This is a genomic window from Tsukamurella soli, from assembly GCF_039541155.1.
Taxonomy (GTDB): Bacteria; Actinomycetota; Actinomycetes; order Mycobacteriales; family Mycobacteriaceae; genus Tsukamurella; species Tsukamurella soli.
In genome coordinates, this window is record NZ_BAABFR010000020.1 from 1 (window position 1) to 14,238 (window position 14,238).

The window sequence follows — 14,238 nt, forward strand, 5'->3', positions numbered from 1 at the left end:
GGCTGGTCGGTCGCGTGTGGCTGGCCCTCGGCGCCGACGCGGTCGCCGTCGTGGCCGACTCGGCGACCGACGTGGGTGCGGTCACCGTCACCCGAGCGGCGGGCGTCGAGGACGCCGCGGTCGCCGCCGCGCTCGCGCCCGCCGGTTTCTACCCGGGTGCCGACCAGGACGTGCTGACCGGCGCCGACCCAGGTGCGGCGACCCGCGTCACCGTCGGCGGCTGACCGGGGAAGCTCGGCGAATACCTCACTCGCGCCAGGTGATCGGTGCGCCGATGGACGCGAGCCACGCGTCCACGCTGTGCCCGTGCAGCGTGATCGAGGAGGATGCCTCGGTGGCCACCCGGATGGCCGTCTCGGCGTCCTCGGGTGAGAGCAGCCCGGCGACGGTGGCGTCGAGCAGCTCGTCGACGTCGGTCAGCTCGATGGGCCGTCCGGGGTGCTCGACCAGGTCCAGATACCAGTCCTCGGTGTGCCACACCGGGCCGTCCCGCCAGATCCGCGCCACGTCGAGGTACACCCGCTGGTCCCGCTCCACGCCCGGACGAAAGTGGAAGATGTTGGCGCGCAGGTGTTGTGCGGGCAGCAGCCAGGACTCGAGGTATCCGAACCGCGGGTGGTCCGCCGGGCGTGCCAGATACAGGCCGAACGCCTCCTCGCGGAAGGTCTCGACCGGGCGCGCAATGCCTTTGGGGTCGACGTTGACGAGTTCGACGGTGTCGAACGACTCCTGCTTGGGTGGGTGCAGCGCGCCGTCGTCGACCGCCGATGCGTCGTCCCGGCCCGCGTCGAGGCCGCCGACGCCGCCACTCGGATCGGCGGTGATGCGTTTGACCAGCGTGATCTCGGTGGCCCCGGCGGGGCGGCCGATCACCGCGCCCGACGGCCGGAAGCCTACCCGCTGGAAGAACTGTGGAGATTGGAAATCCAAGGCGCGCACGATGATCCCATCGCACCCGGCTCGTCGCGCACGAGTCTCGGCCCGCGCGATGAGGCTCGCCCCCAGTCCGCGTCTGGGCTCGCGGACCCAGATGGCGCCGATGGTCAGCCACCCGTACGCCGACGTGCCCACCAGGCCGCCCGCGATGGCGCCGTCCTCGGCGTATGCGAACTCGGTGACGGTGTGCGGATCCTCGCCGAACCGGTCCAGGGCTTCGCGGACCGCAGCGGACCGCGTGAGGGAGTCGATGCGGAGGTGACCGCGGAGCTCGTCGATGTCGGATGCGTGATCGGGCGAGTCGGTGAACCTCATACGCCACGATACGATGCGCCGGTGCCCGACTACGCCGTTTTGCCAGCACCGTCCAGTAACCGGGTGTACACCCAGGCCGCGCTCGACCTGGTCTGCGCCGAGCTGACCGTGCTCGCCGGCGGAGCGCTCGGCGGCCGACTCGCCGACTTCGGGCGCCGCGAGTTCGCGGGCGTCGACTACGTCACGTTCGCGGCCGACCCGCTCGAACCCGCCGACGCCCGGCTGCTCGGGTACGCCTCGGCGATCTACGCCCTGTTCGAGCTCACCGTCGATGGTCTGCTGCGTCCGGTCGCCGTGCCGAGCCCCGACCTGTACCCCAGCGACCTGCTGACCATCCTCAAGTACCAGGGCAAGACCAATGAGCAGTTCACCCGGCTGCTGCTGACGACGACCGCGGCGGCCACCGATCGGCCCGGGCGCCTCGCCGAACGCCGTATGCGTGTGCTCGACCCGGTGTGCGGCCGCGGCACCACGCTCAATCAGGCCGCCATGTTCGGCCTCGACGCGGTGGGGATCGACCTCGACCGGAAGGACTTCGACCTGTACGGGCCGTTCCTGACGACCTGGCTCAAGGACAATCGGCTCAAGCATCGCGCCACCACCACGCCGGTGCGCAGGGACCACGCCGTGCTGGCCAAGAGGTACGAGGCGACGTTCGCGCGGTCGCGGGAGGCACACGCCGCGGGGGACACGCAGAGCGTCACCTTCTACCTCGCCGACACCGCGCGGGCCGCCGAACTGGTGCGGCCCGGCACCGTGGACATGGTCGTCGGCGACCTGCCGTACGGCGTGCGGCACGGGAGCCAGGGCACGCGTGGGTCCGCGCGCGGCCCCCTGGAACTGCTCGACGTCGCCCTCGCGGGCTGGGTCGCGACGCTGCGGCGCGGCGGGGCGATGGGCCTGGCGTGGAACACGCTGGTCGCTCCGCGGCGCCACCTCGAGGGGGCGCTGACGGATGCGGGACTCGAGGTGTGCACGGGCCCGGGCTACGACGATCTCGCGCACCGCGTCGATCGCACCATCCGTCGTGACGTGGTGCTAGCGCGTAAACCCTGACCTGGGGCGATGACGGCACGGAACGAAACCTGTCGGTGGCGCGGCATACCCTGGTCGCATGGCATTCGCGGCAGAGCATCCGGTGATCGCGCACTCCGAGTTCCGGCCGGTCGGCGACATCGAGCGGTCGGACGGCGAGTTCCGTGTGGTCAGCGACTACCAGCCGGCGGGCGATCAACCCCAGGCCATCGACGACCTGGAACGGCGTCTGCGGGCGGGGGAGAAGGACGTCGTCCTGCTCGGGGCCACCGGCACCGGCAAGTCGGCCACGACCGCGTGGCTCATCGAGCGCCTCCAGCGGCCGACGCTGGTGATGGCGCCCAACAAGACCCTCGCGGCGCAGCTCGCGAACGAGCTGCGCGGGCTGCTGCCGAACAACGCCGTCGAGTACTTCGTCTCGTACTACGACTACTACCAACCCGAGGCGTACATCGCGCAGACCGACACCTACATCGAGAAGGACTCGTCGATCAACGACGACGTCGAGCGGCTCCGGCACTCGGCCACGTCGTCGTTGCTGTCCCGGCGCGATGTGGTGGTGGTCGCGTCCGTCTCCTGCATCTACGGCCTGGGTACGCCGCAGAGCTACCTCGACCGTTCGGTGCAGCTCGACGTGGGACTCGAGGTCGACCGGGACGCGCTGCTGCGGCTCCTGGTCGATGTGCAGTACACCCGAAACGACATGTCGTTCGCCCGCGGCAGCTTCCGGGTGCGTGGCGACACCGTCGAGATCATCCCCTCGTACGAGGAGCTCGCGATCCGCATCGAGTTCTTCGGCGACGAGGTCGAGGCGCTCTACTACCTGCACCCGCTGACCGGCGACGTCGTGCGGCAGGTCGACACGCTGCGGATCTTCCCCGCTACGCACTACGTGGCCGGCCCGGAGCGGATGTCGCGCGCCATCGAGGGGATCGAGGCGGAGCTGGAGGAGCGGCTGGCCGATCTGGAGGGGCGTAACAAGCTGCTGGAGGCGCAGCGTCTCCGGATGCGGACGCAGTACGACATCGAGATGATGCGGCAGGTGGGCTTCTGCTCCGGCATCGAGAACTACTCGCGGCACATCGACGGCCGTGCGGCGGGATCCGCGCCGGCCACCCTGATCGACTACTTCCCCGAGGACTTCCTGCTGGTGATCGACGAGTCGCACCAGACGGTGCCGCAGATCGGCGCCATGTACGAGGGCGACATGTCGCGCAAGCGCAACCTCGTGGACTTCGGGTTCCGGCTCCCGTCCGCGGTGGACAACCGGCCGCTCACCTGGGACGAGTTCGAGAACCGGGTCGGGCAGACGGTGTACCTCTCGGCGACACCGGGGCAGTACGAGCTGGGCCAGTCCGGCGGCCAGTTCGTCGAGCAGGTGATCCGACCGACCGGCCTGGTCGACCCCAAGGTGGTGATCAAGCCGACCAAGGGGCAGATCGACGACCTGATCCACGAGATCCGCCTGCGCACCGAGCGGGACGAGCGCGTGCTGGTGACCACCCTGACCAAGAAGATGGCCGAGGACCTCACCGACTACCTCTTGGACGCCGGGGTACGAGTCCGGTACCTGCACAGCGACATCGACACCCTGCGGCGCGTCGAACTGCTGCGCCAGCTGAGGCTGGGCGAATACGACGTGCTGGTCGGGATCAACCTGCTGCGCGAGGGACTCGACCTCCCGGAGGTGTCGTTGGTCGCGATCCTCGACGCCGACAAGGAGGGCTTCCTCCGCTCCACCACCAGCCTCATCCAGACCATCGGCCGCGCCGCGCGCAACGTGTCCGGTGAGGTGCACATGTACGCGGACAAGGTCACCGACTCGATGCAGACGGCGATCGAGGAGACCGACCGCCGCCGCGACAAGCAGATCGCCTACAACAAGGAGCGGGGTGTCGACCCGCAGCCTCTCCGCAAGAAGATCGCGGACATCCTCGATCAGGTGTACACCGAGGCGGACGACACCGACGCCATGCCGGTGGGCGGTTCGGGCCGCAACGCGAGCCGCGGTCGCCGGGCGCAGGGCGAGCTCCGATCCGTCAGCGCCGGAGTGTACGAGGGCGAGGACACGGCGTCCATGCCGCGTGCCGAGCTCGCGGACCTGATCCAGCAGCTGACGGACCAGATGATGAACGCGGCGCGGGACCTGCAGTTCGAGCTCGCCGGTCGGATCCGCGACGAGATCGCCGACCTGAAGAAGGAACTGCGCGGAATGGACGCCGCGGGGCTGCAGTGAACGACACGGCGCGGGGGAGTGATCTCCGACGCGTCGCCCCGGCATGGTCGCAGGACAGACATCGCCGCCCTCATCGTGTCACTGACCGCAATTTCCGTACGGATCCTGTTCACGCGGCTACAGTTGCTTCGACAACTCTGCCCTGGGTCGGAGAATGATCGCATCGGGATTCGCCCAGAGTACTAGCTGTCCGCCTGAGATAACGCCCCGAGAGAAAGAGGGATCGATGAGTGGATACGCCACGGTGGTCGTCGGCACGGACGGCTCGGAATCGTCGCTCCGCGCGGTGGACCGCGCCGCCGCGCTGGCGGGTGACGGCAAGCTGGTGATCGTGTGCGCCTACTTTCCCAGCGAGCACGTGAACACCGCCGATGCCGACGCGCTCGGTGACGAGGCCTATAAGCTGCAGGGCCTCGCACCCGTCAACGACATCCTCCGTGACGCCGAGGTCCGCGCCAAGGCCGCTGGCGCGGGCACTGTCGAGACGCAGGCTGTCAAGGGCCAGCCGGTCGACTCGCTGATCGACCTGGCGAAGGGTGCCGCCCAGCCGGCGCTGCTGGTCGTCGGCAACAGAGGCCTCCACTCCCTGACCGGCCGCCTGCTCGGCTCGGTGCCGTCGGACGCGGCACGCAAGACCACGGTGGACATCCTGATCGTCCACACGACGTAGCCTGCCGGCCTCACTTCTCCAATGCCCGCAAGGCGGGCGGTAGCGACCCGGACGCGACCACGGTCAGCGTCTGGGTCGCTCGCGTCAGGGCCACGTACAGGTCCTGCATGCCGCGGTCCGAGGCCTCGGCGATCGCCGTCGGGTCGACCACGACCACGTGGTCGAATTCGAGGCCCTTCGAGTCCTGCACTGCCATGACCCGCACCGTCGGTGCGGTGAGCCGACGCAGCGGCGCTACGAGAGGGGCCGGCGCCAGCACCGCCGTGAGTCGCTCGTCACCGTCGGCGGGCAGGGCGCCCGCGACCGCTGTGACCAGGCTGTCGACACCGTCGGTGCCGTCGCTCGTGCTCCCTGCGGGTACGCGGATCAGCCGCGGCGGCTGCCCCTCGCGGACCGACGTGGGGGCGCTGAGCTGCGGGTCGATCTCCGCCAACACCGCCGCGGCGAGGTCCATGATCTCGCGCGGCGTGCGGTAGTTGACCGTGAGTTCCGCGAGCCGCCAGCGGCCCGGGGTGTACGGGTCGAGCACCGCACCCCAGGAGGTGGTACCCGCCGAGTCCGACGTCTGCGCGGTGTCGCCGACCACCGTCATCCAGCGGTTGGGGATGCGCCGCATGATCATCCGCCAGGCCATCGCCGACAGCTCCTGCGCCTCGTCGATGATCACGTGCCCGAACGTCCAGGTCCGGTCGGCACGCGCGCGGTCGGCGGTGGTGTTGAACTCGGTCACCGTCTGGCGCTCTGCGAGTTGCTCGGCGTCGATCAGGTCGTAGGCCATGAGGATCTCGGGGTCCAGCTCGTCCTCCAGGTCCTGCGGCGCGGATCCGCTGAGGATGTCCAGGGCGTCCTGCGCGTCGGCGAGTCGCTTGCGCCACTCCTTCTGCGCACGGTCGGCGTCGGCCTCGTTGTCGATGCCGAGCAACTCCGCGAGCTCGTCGAGTAGCGGCGCGTCGCCAGGGGAGAAGCCCGCCGCGGTGGAGGCCAGGTCGGCGCGCTGAGCGGCGGTGAGTCCGGGCGCCGCGGCCGCGAGCCGGTCCGGATCGGCCCACAGGTCGGCCAGTACCTGCTGCGGGCTCAGCTCCGGCCACAGGTCATCGAGCGCGGCGAGTACCTCGCGGTCGTCCGCGAGGTCGGCCCGGATGTCCGCGACGTCGGCCCGCGACAGCAGCAGCGAGCCGTCGACCAGGGATGAACCGATCCGTGCCGCGTGCTGGTCGGCGAGCGCGTCGAGCGCCGACTGGAGGAACAGCGGGCGCGCGAGGTTGTGCGGGCGCCGCGACGACCGGGCGCGCCCCCGCGCGCGGGACGCGATCTTCCGGTCGACGACCAGCGGGTAACCATCGAACCGCAGTGTGATCGGCGAGGACGGCACCGTCTGCCACGCGCGGACCGCCTGCCTCATCACCTCGATCATGTCCGTCGAGCCCTTGAGCGCGGCCGCGGTGCGCGAGTCCGTGCGCTGAGCGATCACGCCGGGGTACAGATCGCCGATCGTAGAGAGCAGGACGCCGGTCTCGCCGAGCGACGGCAGCACCTGGCTGATGTAGTTGAGGAAGGTCTCGTTGGGGCCGATGATGAGCACACCACTGCGGGACAGGGTCTGCCGGTACGTGTACAGCAGGTAGGCGGCGCGGTGCAGCGCGACCGCGGTCTTGCCGGTGCCCGGGCCGCCCTGCACCACGAGTACTCCGCGGTGATCGGAGCGGATGATCGCGTCCTGTTCTCGCTGGATGGTCTCGACGATGTCGGTCATGCGGCCCGTCCGCGCGGCGTTGAGGGCCTCGACCAGCGCCGACTCGTTGGCGACGTTCGCGCCTTGGCCTGGTCCGGCGTCCTCGCCGACGGCGAGCGTCAGCCGCTCGTCGGTCACGCCGACCACCCGGCGGCTGCGGGTCCGCACGTGGCGCCGTACGCGCACGTCCTCCGGCTGTGCGGGGGTCGCGAGGTAGAACGGCCGGGCCATCGGCGCCCGCCAGTCGAGCAGCAGGGTAGACAGTTCCTCGTCGTCGTCGAGCACTCCGATGCGGCCGATCCGGCGCACCTCGTCGCCCTCGATCATGTCGAGGCGACCGAAGTACAGATTATGTTCTGCCGCATCGTATTTCGCGATGTCGTCCGTGTACAGCTGGTGATACGAGTCGCGCTCGGAGACCTCCTGCGGGTTCTCGCCGACCTCGGCCAGGTTGTCCGCCCGCCGGCGGGCCGCCGTGTCGCGCATCCGGTCGATCCGCCGGTACACCTCGTCGAGGTGGGCCTGTTCGACGGCGATATCGGGGTCGACGGCTGAATCGACGGCGGTGTCGGGGCGGGTGGTCACGGTGCTCCTCGCGGGCGAACGAACGGGACTCTCTATTGTCCACGAAAACCCGGCCCGCGCGCTCCGGTGGGCGCGATCGGCCGCGTTCGCGCATTTCGGCCAAGGGGACGGTCCATGCCGAGCGTGAATGCCATACCGCGGGCGCTGTCGCGGTCGCGGCCGGTGTCTGTGCGACCGCCCGCGAAGACCAGGTACTGCATCCGACGACCATCTCCGGCGGTGTCAGGACGGTGCGGTCGGCCGATCAGGGAACTCAGGCCGGCGCATACCGGGGCGCCCGGCCGGCCGGAAGACCTGGATCGTGACGCCCTTCGAGTCGACCCGCGACTCGACCAGGTCGAGCGCCCGGTCCGGTCCGGTCTCCGGGAACAGTCGCGCGCCCTGGCCGAGGATCACCGGCACCACGATCAGGGTCATCTCGTCGACCAGATCGTTCGCCAGGAGCCACCGGGTCAGGGCGCCGCTGCCGTGCACCTGTAGGTCACCTCCGGGCCTGGCCTTCAGCTCGCTGATGGACGCCGCGAGGGCACCGCGGAGAACGGTCGTGTGCTCCCAGCGCGGCGCGACGAGCGTGGTCGAGGCGACGTACTTGGGAGCCTCGTTCAAGGCCACGCCGATCGGATGCGTACGCATCCCGTCGATCGATCCCCAGGAGTCGGCGAACAACTCGTAGGTGCGCCGACCGAACAGAAACGCCTCGGCGCGCTGGTACGTCCGAGTGATGAACGCCCTGGTCTCGTCGTCACCGGCACCCCGGGCCCACCCGCCGCGTTCGAATCCGTTCCGGCGGTCCTCGTCGGATGCTTCGCCGTTCCCCTGCATCACTCCATCGACAGTGATCTGAGTCATGGTCGTCAGCCTCATGATCTTCGGTTCCTTCACCTCTGCGCACCAGAGTTCGCCGTGTCCAGGAGCTGCCGCGACTCGTACGGCGATCCCCGCACGCGCCGAACTCGGCGACCACCGACGCGCGGGGGTACATGGACGAGTACGCGATCGGTCGACTGTGGGGCGACGCGCGAGCCCGACGCATTTACGGTGGCGCCGACGAGATCATGAAAGACGGCCCCGAGGATCGGGTCAGCGACCCTCTTTGCGCCGCTCGTCCTGGGAGCCGAGGTCGGCGGCCGCGCCGTCGGCCTCGTCGAACACCTCGTCGCGGACCTCCTGGCGGTGTTCCTCCTGCTCGGATCGGTCCTCGCGCAGTTCGTCATTGCCCTTGTGATGCCCCATGAATTCCGAACTCCTCGTCAGCCTCGGCCGCGCTCCAACGGTTGCCGGTGCGCTGTAACGAATTCCCGATGATCAAGCCTACGCCCCTGTCCGAAGCGGCTGTCGACGCTGAAACAGTCTGGCCAGCAGCGCCGAGACCGACGTGGTGGTTCTCACCAGCCGCGCGCACGCCACTCGGCGAGATGCGGACGTTCGGCGCCGAGGGTGGTGTCCTTTCCATGCCCGGGGTAGACGACGGTGTCGTCGCCGTACCGTGCGAACACCTTCTCCTCGACACCGTCGAGGAGCGACGTGAACGCGGCGGGATCCCCGGTCCGGCCCACACCTCCGGGGAACAGGCAATCGCCGGTGAACAGGTGGGCCGGCCCGTCAGCGGGGTTCAGCGCCAGCGCGATCGAACCGGGGGTGTGGCCGACCAGCTCGATGACGTCCACTGTGAGACCGCCGACGGTGAGCGTGTCACCGTCGGAGAGGGTGCGATCGGTCGGCGCATCGATCCCCGCGGCATCGTTCACCCCGGCCACGGCGGGTACCGCGAGACCGTCGCGGACCGTGGCGAGCGCCTGCCAGTGGTCGGCGTGTCGATGGGTCGTGACGATCAGCTCGACCCCGCCCACCTGCCGCGCCAGGTCGAGCACGCGGTCCGCCTCGTTCGCGGCGTCGATCAGAAGGGTGCGCCCGGCATCATCCGAGACGAGATAGACGTTGTTGTCCATCGGACCCACGGAGAGCTTGACGATGCGGGCGCCGGGCACCGTCCGGCGCGCGGCCGGACCGCCGGGCTCGACGGTGCCGGTGTACTGATCGGAGACGGATACCTCGCTGGTCACCGGCCCCACGCTACCGGCTCGAACAGAACTTGTCGTAGCCCTTATCTAGCATGGATCACGGTCGGCCGAGCGCCCTTGCGCCGGCCGGCGGATCCACCCAGGTCGCCTCACGGAGAATCGGAAGGACACCCAGTGGCCGATCGGCTGATCGTGCGCGGAGCGCGCGAGCACAACCTGCGCGGCATCGACGTCGACCTGCCACGCGAGAGCCTCATCGTGTTCACCGGGCTGTCCGGGTCGGGCAAGTCGTCGCTCGCGTTCGACACCATCTTCGCCGAGGGGCAGCGGCGGTACGTCGAGTCGCTGTCGGCGTACGCGCGGCAGTTCCTGGGCCAGATGGACAAGCCGGATGTCGACTTCATCGAGGGCCTCTCGCCCGCTGTGTCGATCGACCAGAAGTCCACCAACCGCAACCCGAGGTCCACTGTCGGGACCATCACCGAGGTCTACGACTACCTGCGCCTGTTGTACGCGCGGGCCGGCAAGCCGCACTGCCCCGAGTGTGGGGCGGTGATCGCGAAGCAGACCCCGCAGCAGATCGTCGACCAGGTGCTGGAGATGGAGTCGGGCACCCGGTTCCAGGTGCTCGCGCCGGTGGTGCGCACGCGCAAGGGCGAGTTCGTGGACCTGTTCACGCAGCTGCAGTCCTCGGGCTATGCACGCGCGCGCATCGACGGCGTCGTGTACCCGCTCGCCGAGCCGCCCAAGCTCAAGAAGCAGGAGAAGCATGATATCGAGGTGGTCGTCGACCGGCTCGCGGTGAAGCCCAGCTCCAAGCAGCGGCTCACCGACTCCGTCGAGACGGCACTGCGACTCGCCGACGGCATCGTCGTGCTGGATTTCGTCGACCGCGAGGAGACGGACGCCGAGCGGGAGCGCCGGTTCTCCGAGCGGATGGCGTGCCCCAACGGGCACCCGATCGCGGTCGACGATCTGGAACCCCGCTCGTTCTCGTTCAACTCGCCGTACGGAGCCTGTCCTGCATGTGACGGCCTCGGCGTGCACAAGGAGGTCGACCCCGACCTCGTCGTGCCGGACCCCACGCAGTCGCTCGCGGGCGGCGCGATCGCCCCCTGGGCGGGCGGCCAGACCGCCGAGTATTTCCTGCGTCTTCTCTCCGGCCTCGCCGATGCGATGGGCTTCGACCTGGACACCCCGTGGAACAAGCTGCCGACGAAGGTTCGGCGGGCGGTGCTCGAGGGCTCCGAGCACCAGGTGCACATCAAGTACCGCAACCGGTACGGGCGCACGCGGTCGTACTACGCCGAGTTCGAGGGGGTCATGCCGTTCCTGCAGCGGCGCATGGCGGCCACCGAGTCGGAACAGATGAAGGAGCGCTACGAGGGATACATGCGGGACGTGCCGTGCCCGGCGTGCCGGGGCGCGCGCCTGCGTCCCGAGATCCTGTCGGTCACGCTCGACCACCCGCGCTACGGCGAGAAGTCGATCGCGGACGTCGCGAGCCTGTCGGTGGCCGAGTGCGCCGACTACCTCTCCGATCTCGCGCTCGGCGCCCGGGAGGCCGCGATCGCCGGCCGGGTGCTCAAGGAGGTGCAGGCGCGGATCGCGTTCCTGCTGGACGTGGGCCTCGAATATCTCTCGCTGGACCGGGCCGCCGGCTCGCTGTCGGGCGGTGAAGCCCAGCGGATCAGGCTCGCGACGCAGATCGGCTCGGGCCTCGCCGGGGTGTTGTACGTGCTCGACGAACCCTCGATCGGCCTGCATCAGCGCGACAACCGCCGGCTCATCGACACGCTGGTCCGGCTGCGGGACCTGGGCAACACCCTGATCGTGGTCGAGCACGACGAGGACACCATTGCCGCCGCGGACTGGATCGTCGACATCGGGCCCTACGCCGGTGAGCACGGCGGCAAGGTGGTGCACAGCGGCACCTACAAGGCCCTCCTGAAGAACAAGGAGTCGCTGACCGGCGCATACCTGTCGGGCCGGCGGATCCTCGAGATGCCAGCGATCCGGCGCCCGATCGACCGCAAGCGTCAGATCAAGGTCACCGGGGCGCGGGAGCACAACCTCAGGGGTATCGACGTCGCGTTCCCGCTCGGCGTGTTGACCGCGGTCACGGGCGTCTCGGGGTCCGGTAAGTCGACGCTGGTCAACGACATCCTGGCCACCGTCCTCGCCAACAAGCTCAACGGAGCGCGACAGGTCCCCGGGCGGCACAGCCGCGTGACCGGGCTGGATGATCTGGACAAGCTGGTGCAGGTCGACCAGTCGCCGATCGGCCGCACCCCGCGGTCCAACGCAGCCACCTACACGGGGGTGTTCGACAAGATCCGCACCCTCTTCGCATCGACCACCGAGGCGAAGGTGCGTGGCTACCAGCCGGGGCGGTTCTCGTTCAACGTCAAGGGTGGGCGCTGTGAGGCCTGCGCAGGAGACGGCACCATCAAGATCGAGATGAACTTCCTCCCGGACGTGTACGTGCCGTGCGAGGTGTGTCACGGTGCGCGGTACAACCGCGAGACGCTCGAGGTGCACTACAAGGGCAAGACCATCGCCGAGGTGCTGGACATGCCGATCGAGGAGGCGGCCGAGTTCTTCGAGCCCGTCACCTCGATCCATCGGTATCTCAAGACGCTGGTGGACGTGGGTCTCGGCTACGTGCGGCTGGGACAGCCCGCGCCGACGCTGTCCGGCGGCGAGGCGCAGCGCGTCAAGCTGGCGGCGGAGCTGCAGAAGCGCTCGGCGGGCAAGACGGTGTACATCCTCGACGAGCCCACGACCGGACTGCACTTCGAGGACATCCGCAAGTTGTTGCTCGTGGTGAACGGTCTCGTGGACAAGGGCAACACCGTGATCGTCATCGAGCACAACCTGGACGTGATCAAGACGGCCGATTGGATCATCGACATGGGGCCCGAGGGCGGCACGGGAGGCGGCACCGTGGTCGTCACCGGTACGCCCGAGGAGGTGGCCGCCGCGCCCGAGTCATACACAGGCAAGTTCCTGGCCGAGGTCATGGGCGCGCAGCCTGGGGATCACACTGTGGACTGACTGTGCACCGCCATCAACATCTTGTGCAAATTGCATCGATGTAACACCAGATGTAGTGTTTTTGGCATGAGCGACGTGACCGTGTACTCGAAGCCCGCCTGCGTGCAGTGCACCGCGACCTACCGCGCCCTGGATAAGGCCGGAGTGGCCTACTCGGTGGTGGACATCTCGGAGGACGACGACGCGCGCGAGTACGTGCTGGCCCTCGGGCACCTGCAGGCGCCGGTCGTGGTGGCCGGCGGCGAGCACTGGTCGGGTTTCCGGCCCGATCGGGTCAAGGCCCTTGTGGCGGCAGCCGCCAGCGCGTAGCCGCGCGTCTGCGCACGCACGACGAAGAAACCCCCGGAAGCGCCGCCTCCGGGGGTTTCTCGACGAAAGTATTACTGGGATTATGGATCGCCGCGGTGTCACCAGCGGTGCCAGCCGCCACCCCAGCCGCCGCCGTGCCAGGGCTGCGGGCCACCCCAGCCGCCGCCGTGCCAGGGCTGCGGGCCGCCCCAGCAGCCGCCGTGCCAGACGCCGGGGCTGCACAACGTGGGGGTCTCCTTTTCCTCCGGTGCAGATCAGGGCAGGTTGTGCGTCTGCGCCTTTCCGCCCTTCGTGGTGATCGTCAGCGCCGTGAAGTGGTGGTCGTCGCCGCCCGGGCTGCTGAGCTCGACGGTGACCGGCGTCCCGGGACCGGTGGGCGTGCCCAGCGTGCCGGCGCCGGTGGCGGTCGTCGCGCCCCACGTCGACCACGTGATGTCGTCGACGGTCGAGGTGGGCGTTCCGCAGCTCCATGTCACCATCGTCGGCATCGTGTCGAGCACACCGACGCAGTCCTTGTAGACCGCGGCGTCAGGCGCAACCGACGGACCGGCCGGTGCGCTCGTGCTCGCCGCGCTGGGATCCGCGGATGGGGCGCCGGACTGGTCGGCGGGCGCCGCATAGCTCACACCGCAGGCGCCGAGCGCGAGGATGGCCAGGCCGGCGGCGCCGGCGACGGCCGCCGCGCGCCGGGTGGCGCGGCGGGTGACGGTGTGGGTCATGGTGGTCCTCCGGAGCTCTGGTTCCGGACCGTGGGTTCGGGGCCGGTGCACTCCTATTGAACCGGTCGCGGGCCGATACCTGCAAAGGCCGGTGTGCACCGTCACCGTTCGGTCGTCATCGGCATCCGGTCATCCGTACACCGGCCCGGTGTACTTCTCGCCCGGCCCGTGACCGGGCTCGTCCGGGTAGCTGCTCGCCTCGCGGAAGGCCAGCTGCAGCGACTTGAGGCCGTCGCGGAACGGCCCGGCGTGTGGGCCGAGGTACTCCACCGACGCCGTGAGCAGCCCGGCGAGCGCCGTGATCAGCCGGCGCGCCTCGTCGAGGTCGAAGTACGGGCTGTCGGCCGGGGTCTCCGCGGACAGGCCCAGCTTCTCGGCCGCCGCGCTCATCAACATCACCATCGCGCGAGACATCACCTCGATCGACGGCACCTCCGCGAGGTCGCGTGTGGGAAGCTCTCCGTCGAGGGGCTGCGCGGCCCTCGGCGATGCGGCATCCGGGCTACCCGGAGCGGGCGAATTCGGGTTCTCGTTCACGGCTGCTACACTTCCATGCGCGACCGCCCGCCGTTCGAGCCCCCCGGCTCGGAGGTTGGCAGCAAGTGGAGTCCCGCTCCCACCAC

Annotated in this window: 13 protein-coding genes and 2 pseudogenes; 7 read left to right on the top strand and 8 right to left on the bottom strand. The window is 69.5% G+C overall.

Translation table 11 applies throughout. From position 1 onward, the window contains the following. Positions 1–224, top strand: a pseudogene (locus tag ABD908_RS08415) (dephospho-CoA kinase); the annotation flags it as partial. A 22-nt stretch (positions 225–246) separates the two neighbouring features. Here the strand turns inward: ABD908_RS08415 and ABD908_RS27610 are convergent. After that, complete coding sequence (locus ABD908_RS27610) at positions 247–1,251, bottom strand: GNAT family N-acetyltransferase (protein ID WP_385920503.1); 1,005 nt, start codon at positions 1,249–1,251, stop codon at positions 247–249. Between the two features lie 21 nt (positions 1,252–1,272). Here ABD908_RS27610 and ABD908_RS08430 point away from each other — a divergent pair, with 21 nt between their 5' ends. The 3 genes from ABD908_RS08430 (at position 1,273) to ABD908_RS08440 (ending at position 5,192) form a co-directional block, all read left to right on the top strand. Then, entirely contained in the window at positions 1,273–2,307 is a 1,035-nt protein-coding gene (locus ABD908_RS08430; protein WP_344993670.1) for a TRM11 family methyltransferase, read from the top strand. A 58-nt stretch (positions 2,308–2,365) separates the two neighbouring features. Then, complete coding sequence (gene uvrB, locus ABD908_RS08435) at positions 2,366–4,522, top strand: excinuclease ABC subunit UvrB (protein ID WP_344993673.1); 2,157 nt, start codon at positions 2,366–2,368, stop codon at positions 4,520–4,522. Between the two features lie 226 nt (positions 4,523–4,748). Then, positions 4,749–5,192 (top strand): universal stress protein, encoded by a 444-nt coding sequence (locus ABD908_RS08440; RefSeq protein WP_344993676.1) that lies wholly within the window; start codon positions 4,749–4,751, stop codon positions 5,190–5,192. A 10-nt stretch (positions 5,193–5,202) separates the two neighbouring features. Here ABD908_RS08440 and ABD908_RS08445 read toward each other — a convergent pair whose 3' ends face one another. Further along, positions 5,203–7,509 carry a HelD family protein gene (locus ABD908_RS08445; protein WP_425584362.1) on the bottom strand — a complete coding sequence of 769 codons (2,307 nt, stop codon included), beginning with the start codon at positions 7,507–7,509 and terminating at the stop codon, positions 5,203–5,205. 222 nt (positions 7,510–7,731) lie between these two features. Then, positions 7,732–8,358: a dihydrofolate reductase family protein gene (locus tag ABD908_RS08450; RefSeq protein ID WP_344993679.1), complete on the bottom strand. Its 627-nt coding sequence runs from the start codon at positions 8,356–8,358 to the stop codon at positions 7,732–7,734. A gap of 131 nt (positions 8,359–8,489) precedes the next feature. Here ABD908_RS08450 and ABD908_RS08455 point away from each other — a divergent pair. Then, positions 8,490–8,558: pseudogene (locus ABD908_RS08455) on the top strand (hypothetical protein); the annotation flags it as partial. Positions 8,559–8,589: 31 nt separating this feature from the next. Here the strand turns inward: ABD908_RS08455 and ABD908_RS08460 are convergent. Then, positions 8,590–8,742 (bottom strand): hypothetical protein, encoded by a 153-nt coding sequence (locus ABD908_RS08460; protein WP_344993847.1) that lies wholly within the window; start codon positions 8,740–8,742, stop codon positions 8,590–8,592. Positions 8,743–8,894: 152 nt separating this feature from the next. After that, positions 8,895–9,572, bottom strand: coding sequence for an MBL fold metallo-hydrolase (locus ABD908_RS08465; protein ID WP_344993682.1), 678 nt, complete (start codon positions 9,570–9,572; stop codon positions 8,895–8,897). A gap of 132 nt (positions 9,573–9,704) precedes the next feature. Between ABD908_RS08465 and uvrA the strand changes: the two genes are divergently transcribed. Both uvrA and nrdH read left to right on the top strand, forming a co-directional pair. Continuing rightward, complete coding sequence (uvrA, locus tag ABD908_RS08470) at positions 9,705–12,587, top strand: excinuclease ABC subunit UvrA (protein WP_344993685.1); 2,883 nt, start codon at positions 9,705–9,707, stop codon at positions 12,585–12,587. Positions 12,588–12,653: 66 nt separating this feature from the next. Continuing rightward, entirely contained in the window at positions 12,654–12,896 is a 243-nt protein-coding gene (gene nrdH, locus ABD908_RS08475) for a glutaredoxin-like protein NrdH (protein WP_344993688.1), read from the top strand. A gap of 98 nt (positions 12,897–12,994) precedes the next feature. On the opposite strand, the gene ABD908_RS08480 is transcribed toward nrdH, so the two are convergent. The 3 genes from ABD908_RS08480 to ABD908_RS08490 all read right to left on the bottom strand — a co-directional run bounded on the left by ABD908_RS08480 (position 12,995) and on the right by ABD908_RS08490 (position 14,152). Beyond that, positions 12,995–13,120, bottom strand: a complete 126-nt coding sequence (locus ABD908_RS08480; protein WP_344993691.1) for a hypothetical protein — start codon at positions 13,118–13,120, stop codon at positions 12,995–12,997. Between the two features lie 30 nt (positions 13,121–13,150). Next, positions 13,151–13,615: a hypothetical protein gene (locus tag ABD908_RS08485; RefSeq protein WP_344993694.1), complete on the bottom strand. Its 465-nt coding sequence runs from the start codon at positions 13,613–13,615 to the stop codon at positions 13,151–13,153. Positions 13,616–13,744: 129 nt separating this feature from the next. Then, positions 13,745–14,152 carry a DUF1844 domain-containing protein gene (locus ABD908_RS08490; protein ID WP_344993697.1) on the bottom strand — a complete coding sequence of 136 codons (408 nt, stop codon included), beginning with the start codon at positions 14,150–14,152 and terminating at the stop codon, positions 13,745–13,747. Positions 14,153–14,238 lie beyond the last annotated feature (86 nt).

Coding starts and splice junctions, on each gene's coding strand:
- nrdH (WP_344993688.1), top strand. CDS start 12,654: ATGAGCGACGTGACCGTGTACTCGAAGCCCGCCTGCGTGCAGTGCACC.
- ABD908_RS08440 (WP_344993676.1), top strand. CDS start 4,749: ATGAGTGGATACGCCACGGTGGTCGTCGGCACGGACGGCTCGGAATCG.
- ABD908_RS27610 (WP_385920503.1), bottom strand. CDS start 1,251: ATGAGGTTCACCGACTCGCCCGATCACGCATCCGACATCGACGAGCTC.
- ABD908_RS08450 (WP_344993679.1), bottom strand. CDS start 8,358: ATGACTCAGATCACTGTCGATGGAGTGATGCAGGGGAACGGCGAAGCA.
- uvrB (WP_344993673.1), top strand. CDS start 2,366: ATGGCATTCGCGGCAGAGCATCCGGTGATCGCGCACTCCGAGTTCCGG.
- ABD908_RS08485 (WP_344993694.1), bottom strand. CDS start 13,615: ATGACCCACACCGTCACCCGCCGCGCCACCCGGCGCGCGGCGGCCGTC.
- ABD908_RS08460 (WP_344993847.1), bottom strand. CDS start 8,742: ATGGGGCATCACAAGGGCAATGACGAACTGCGCGAGGACCGATCCGAG.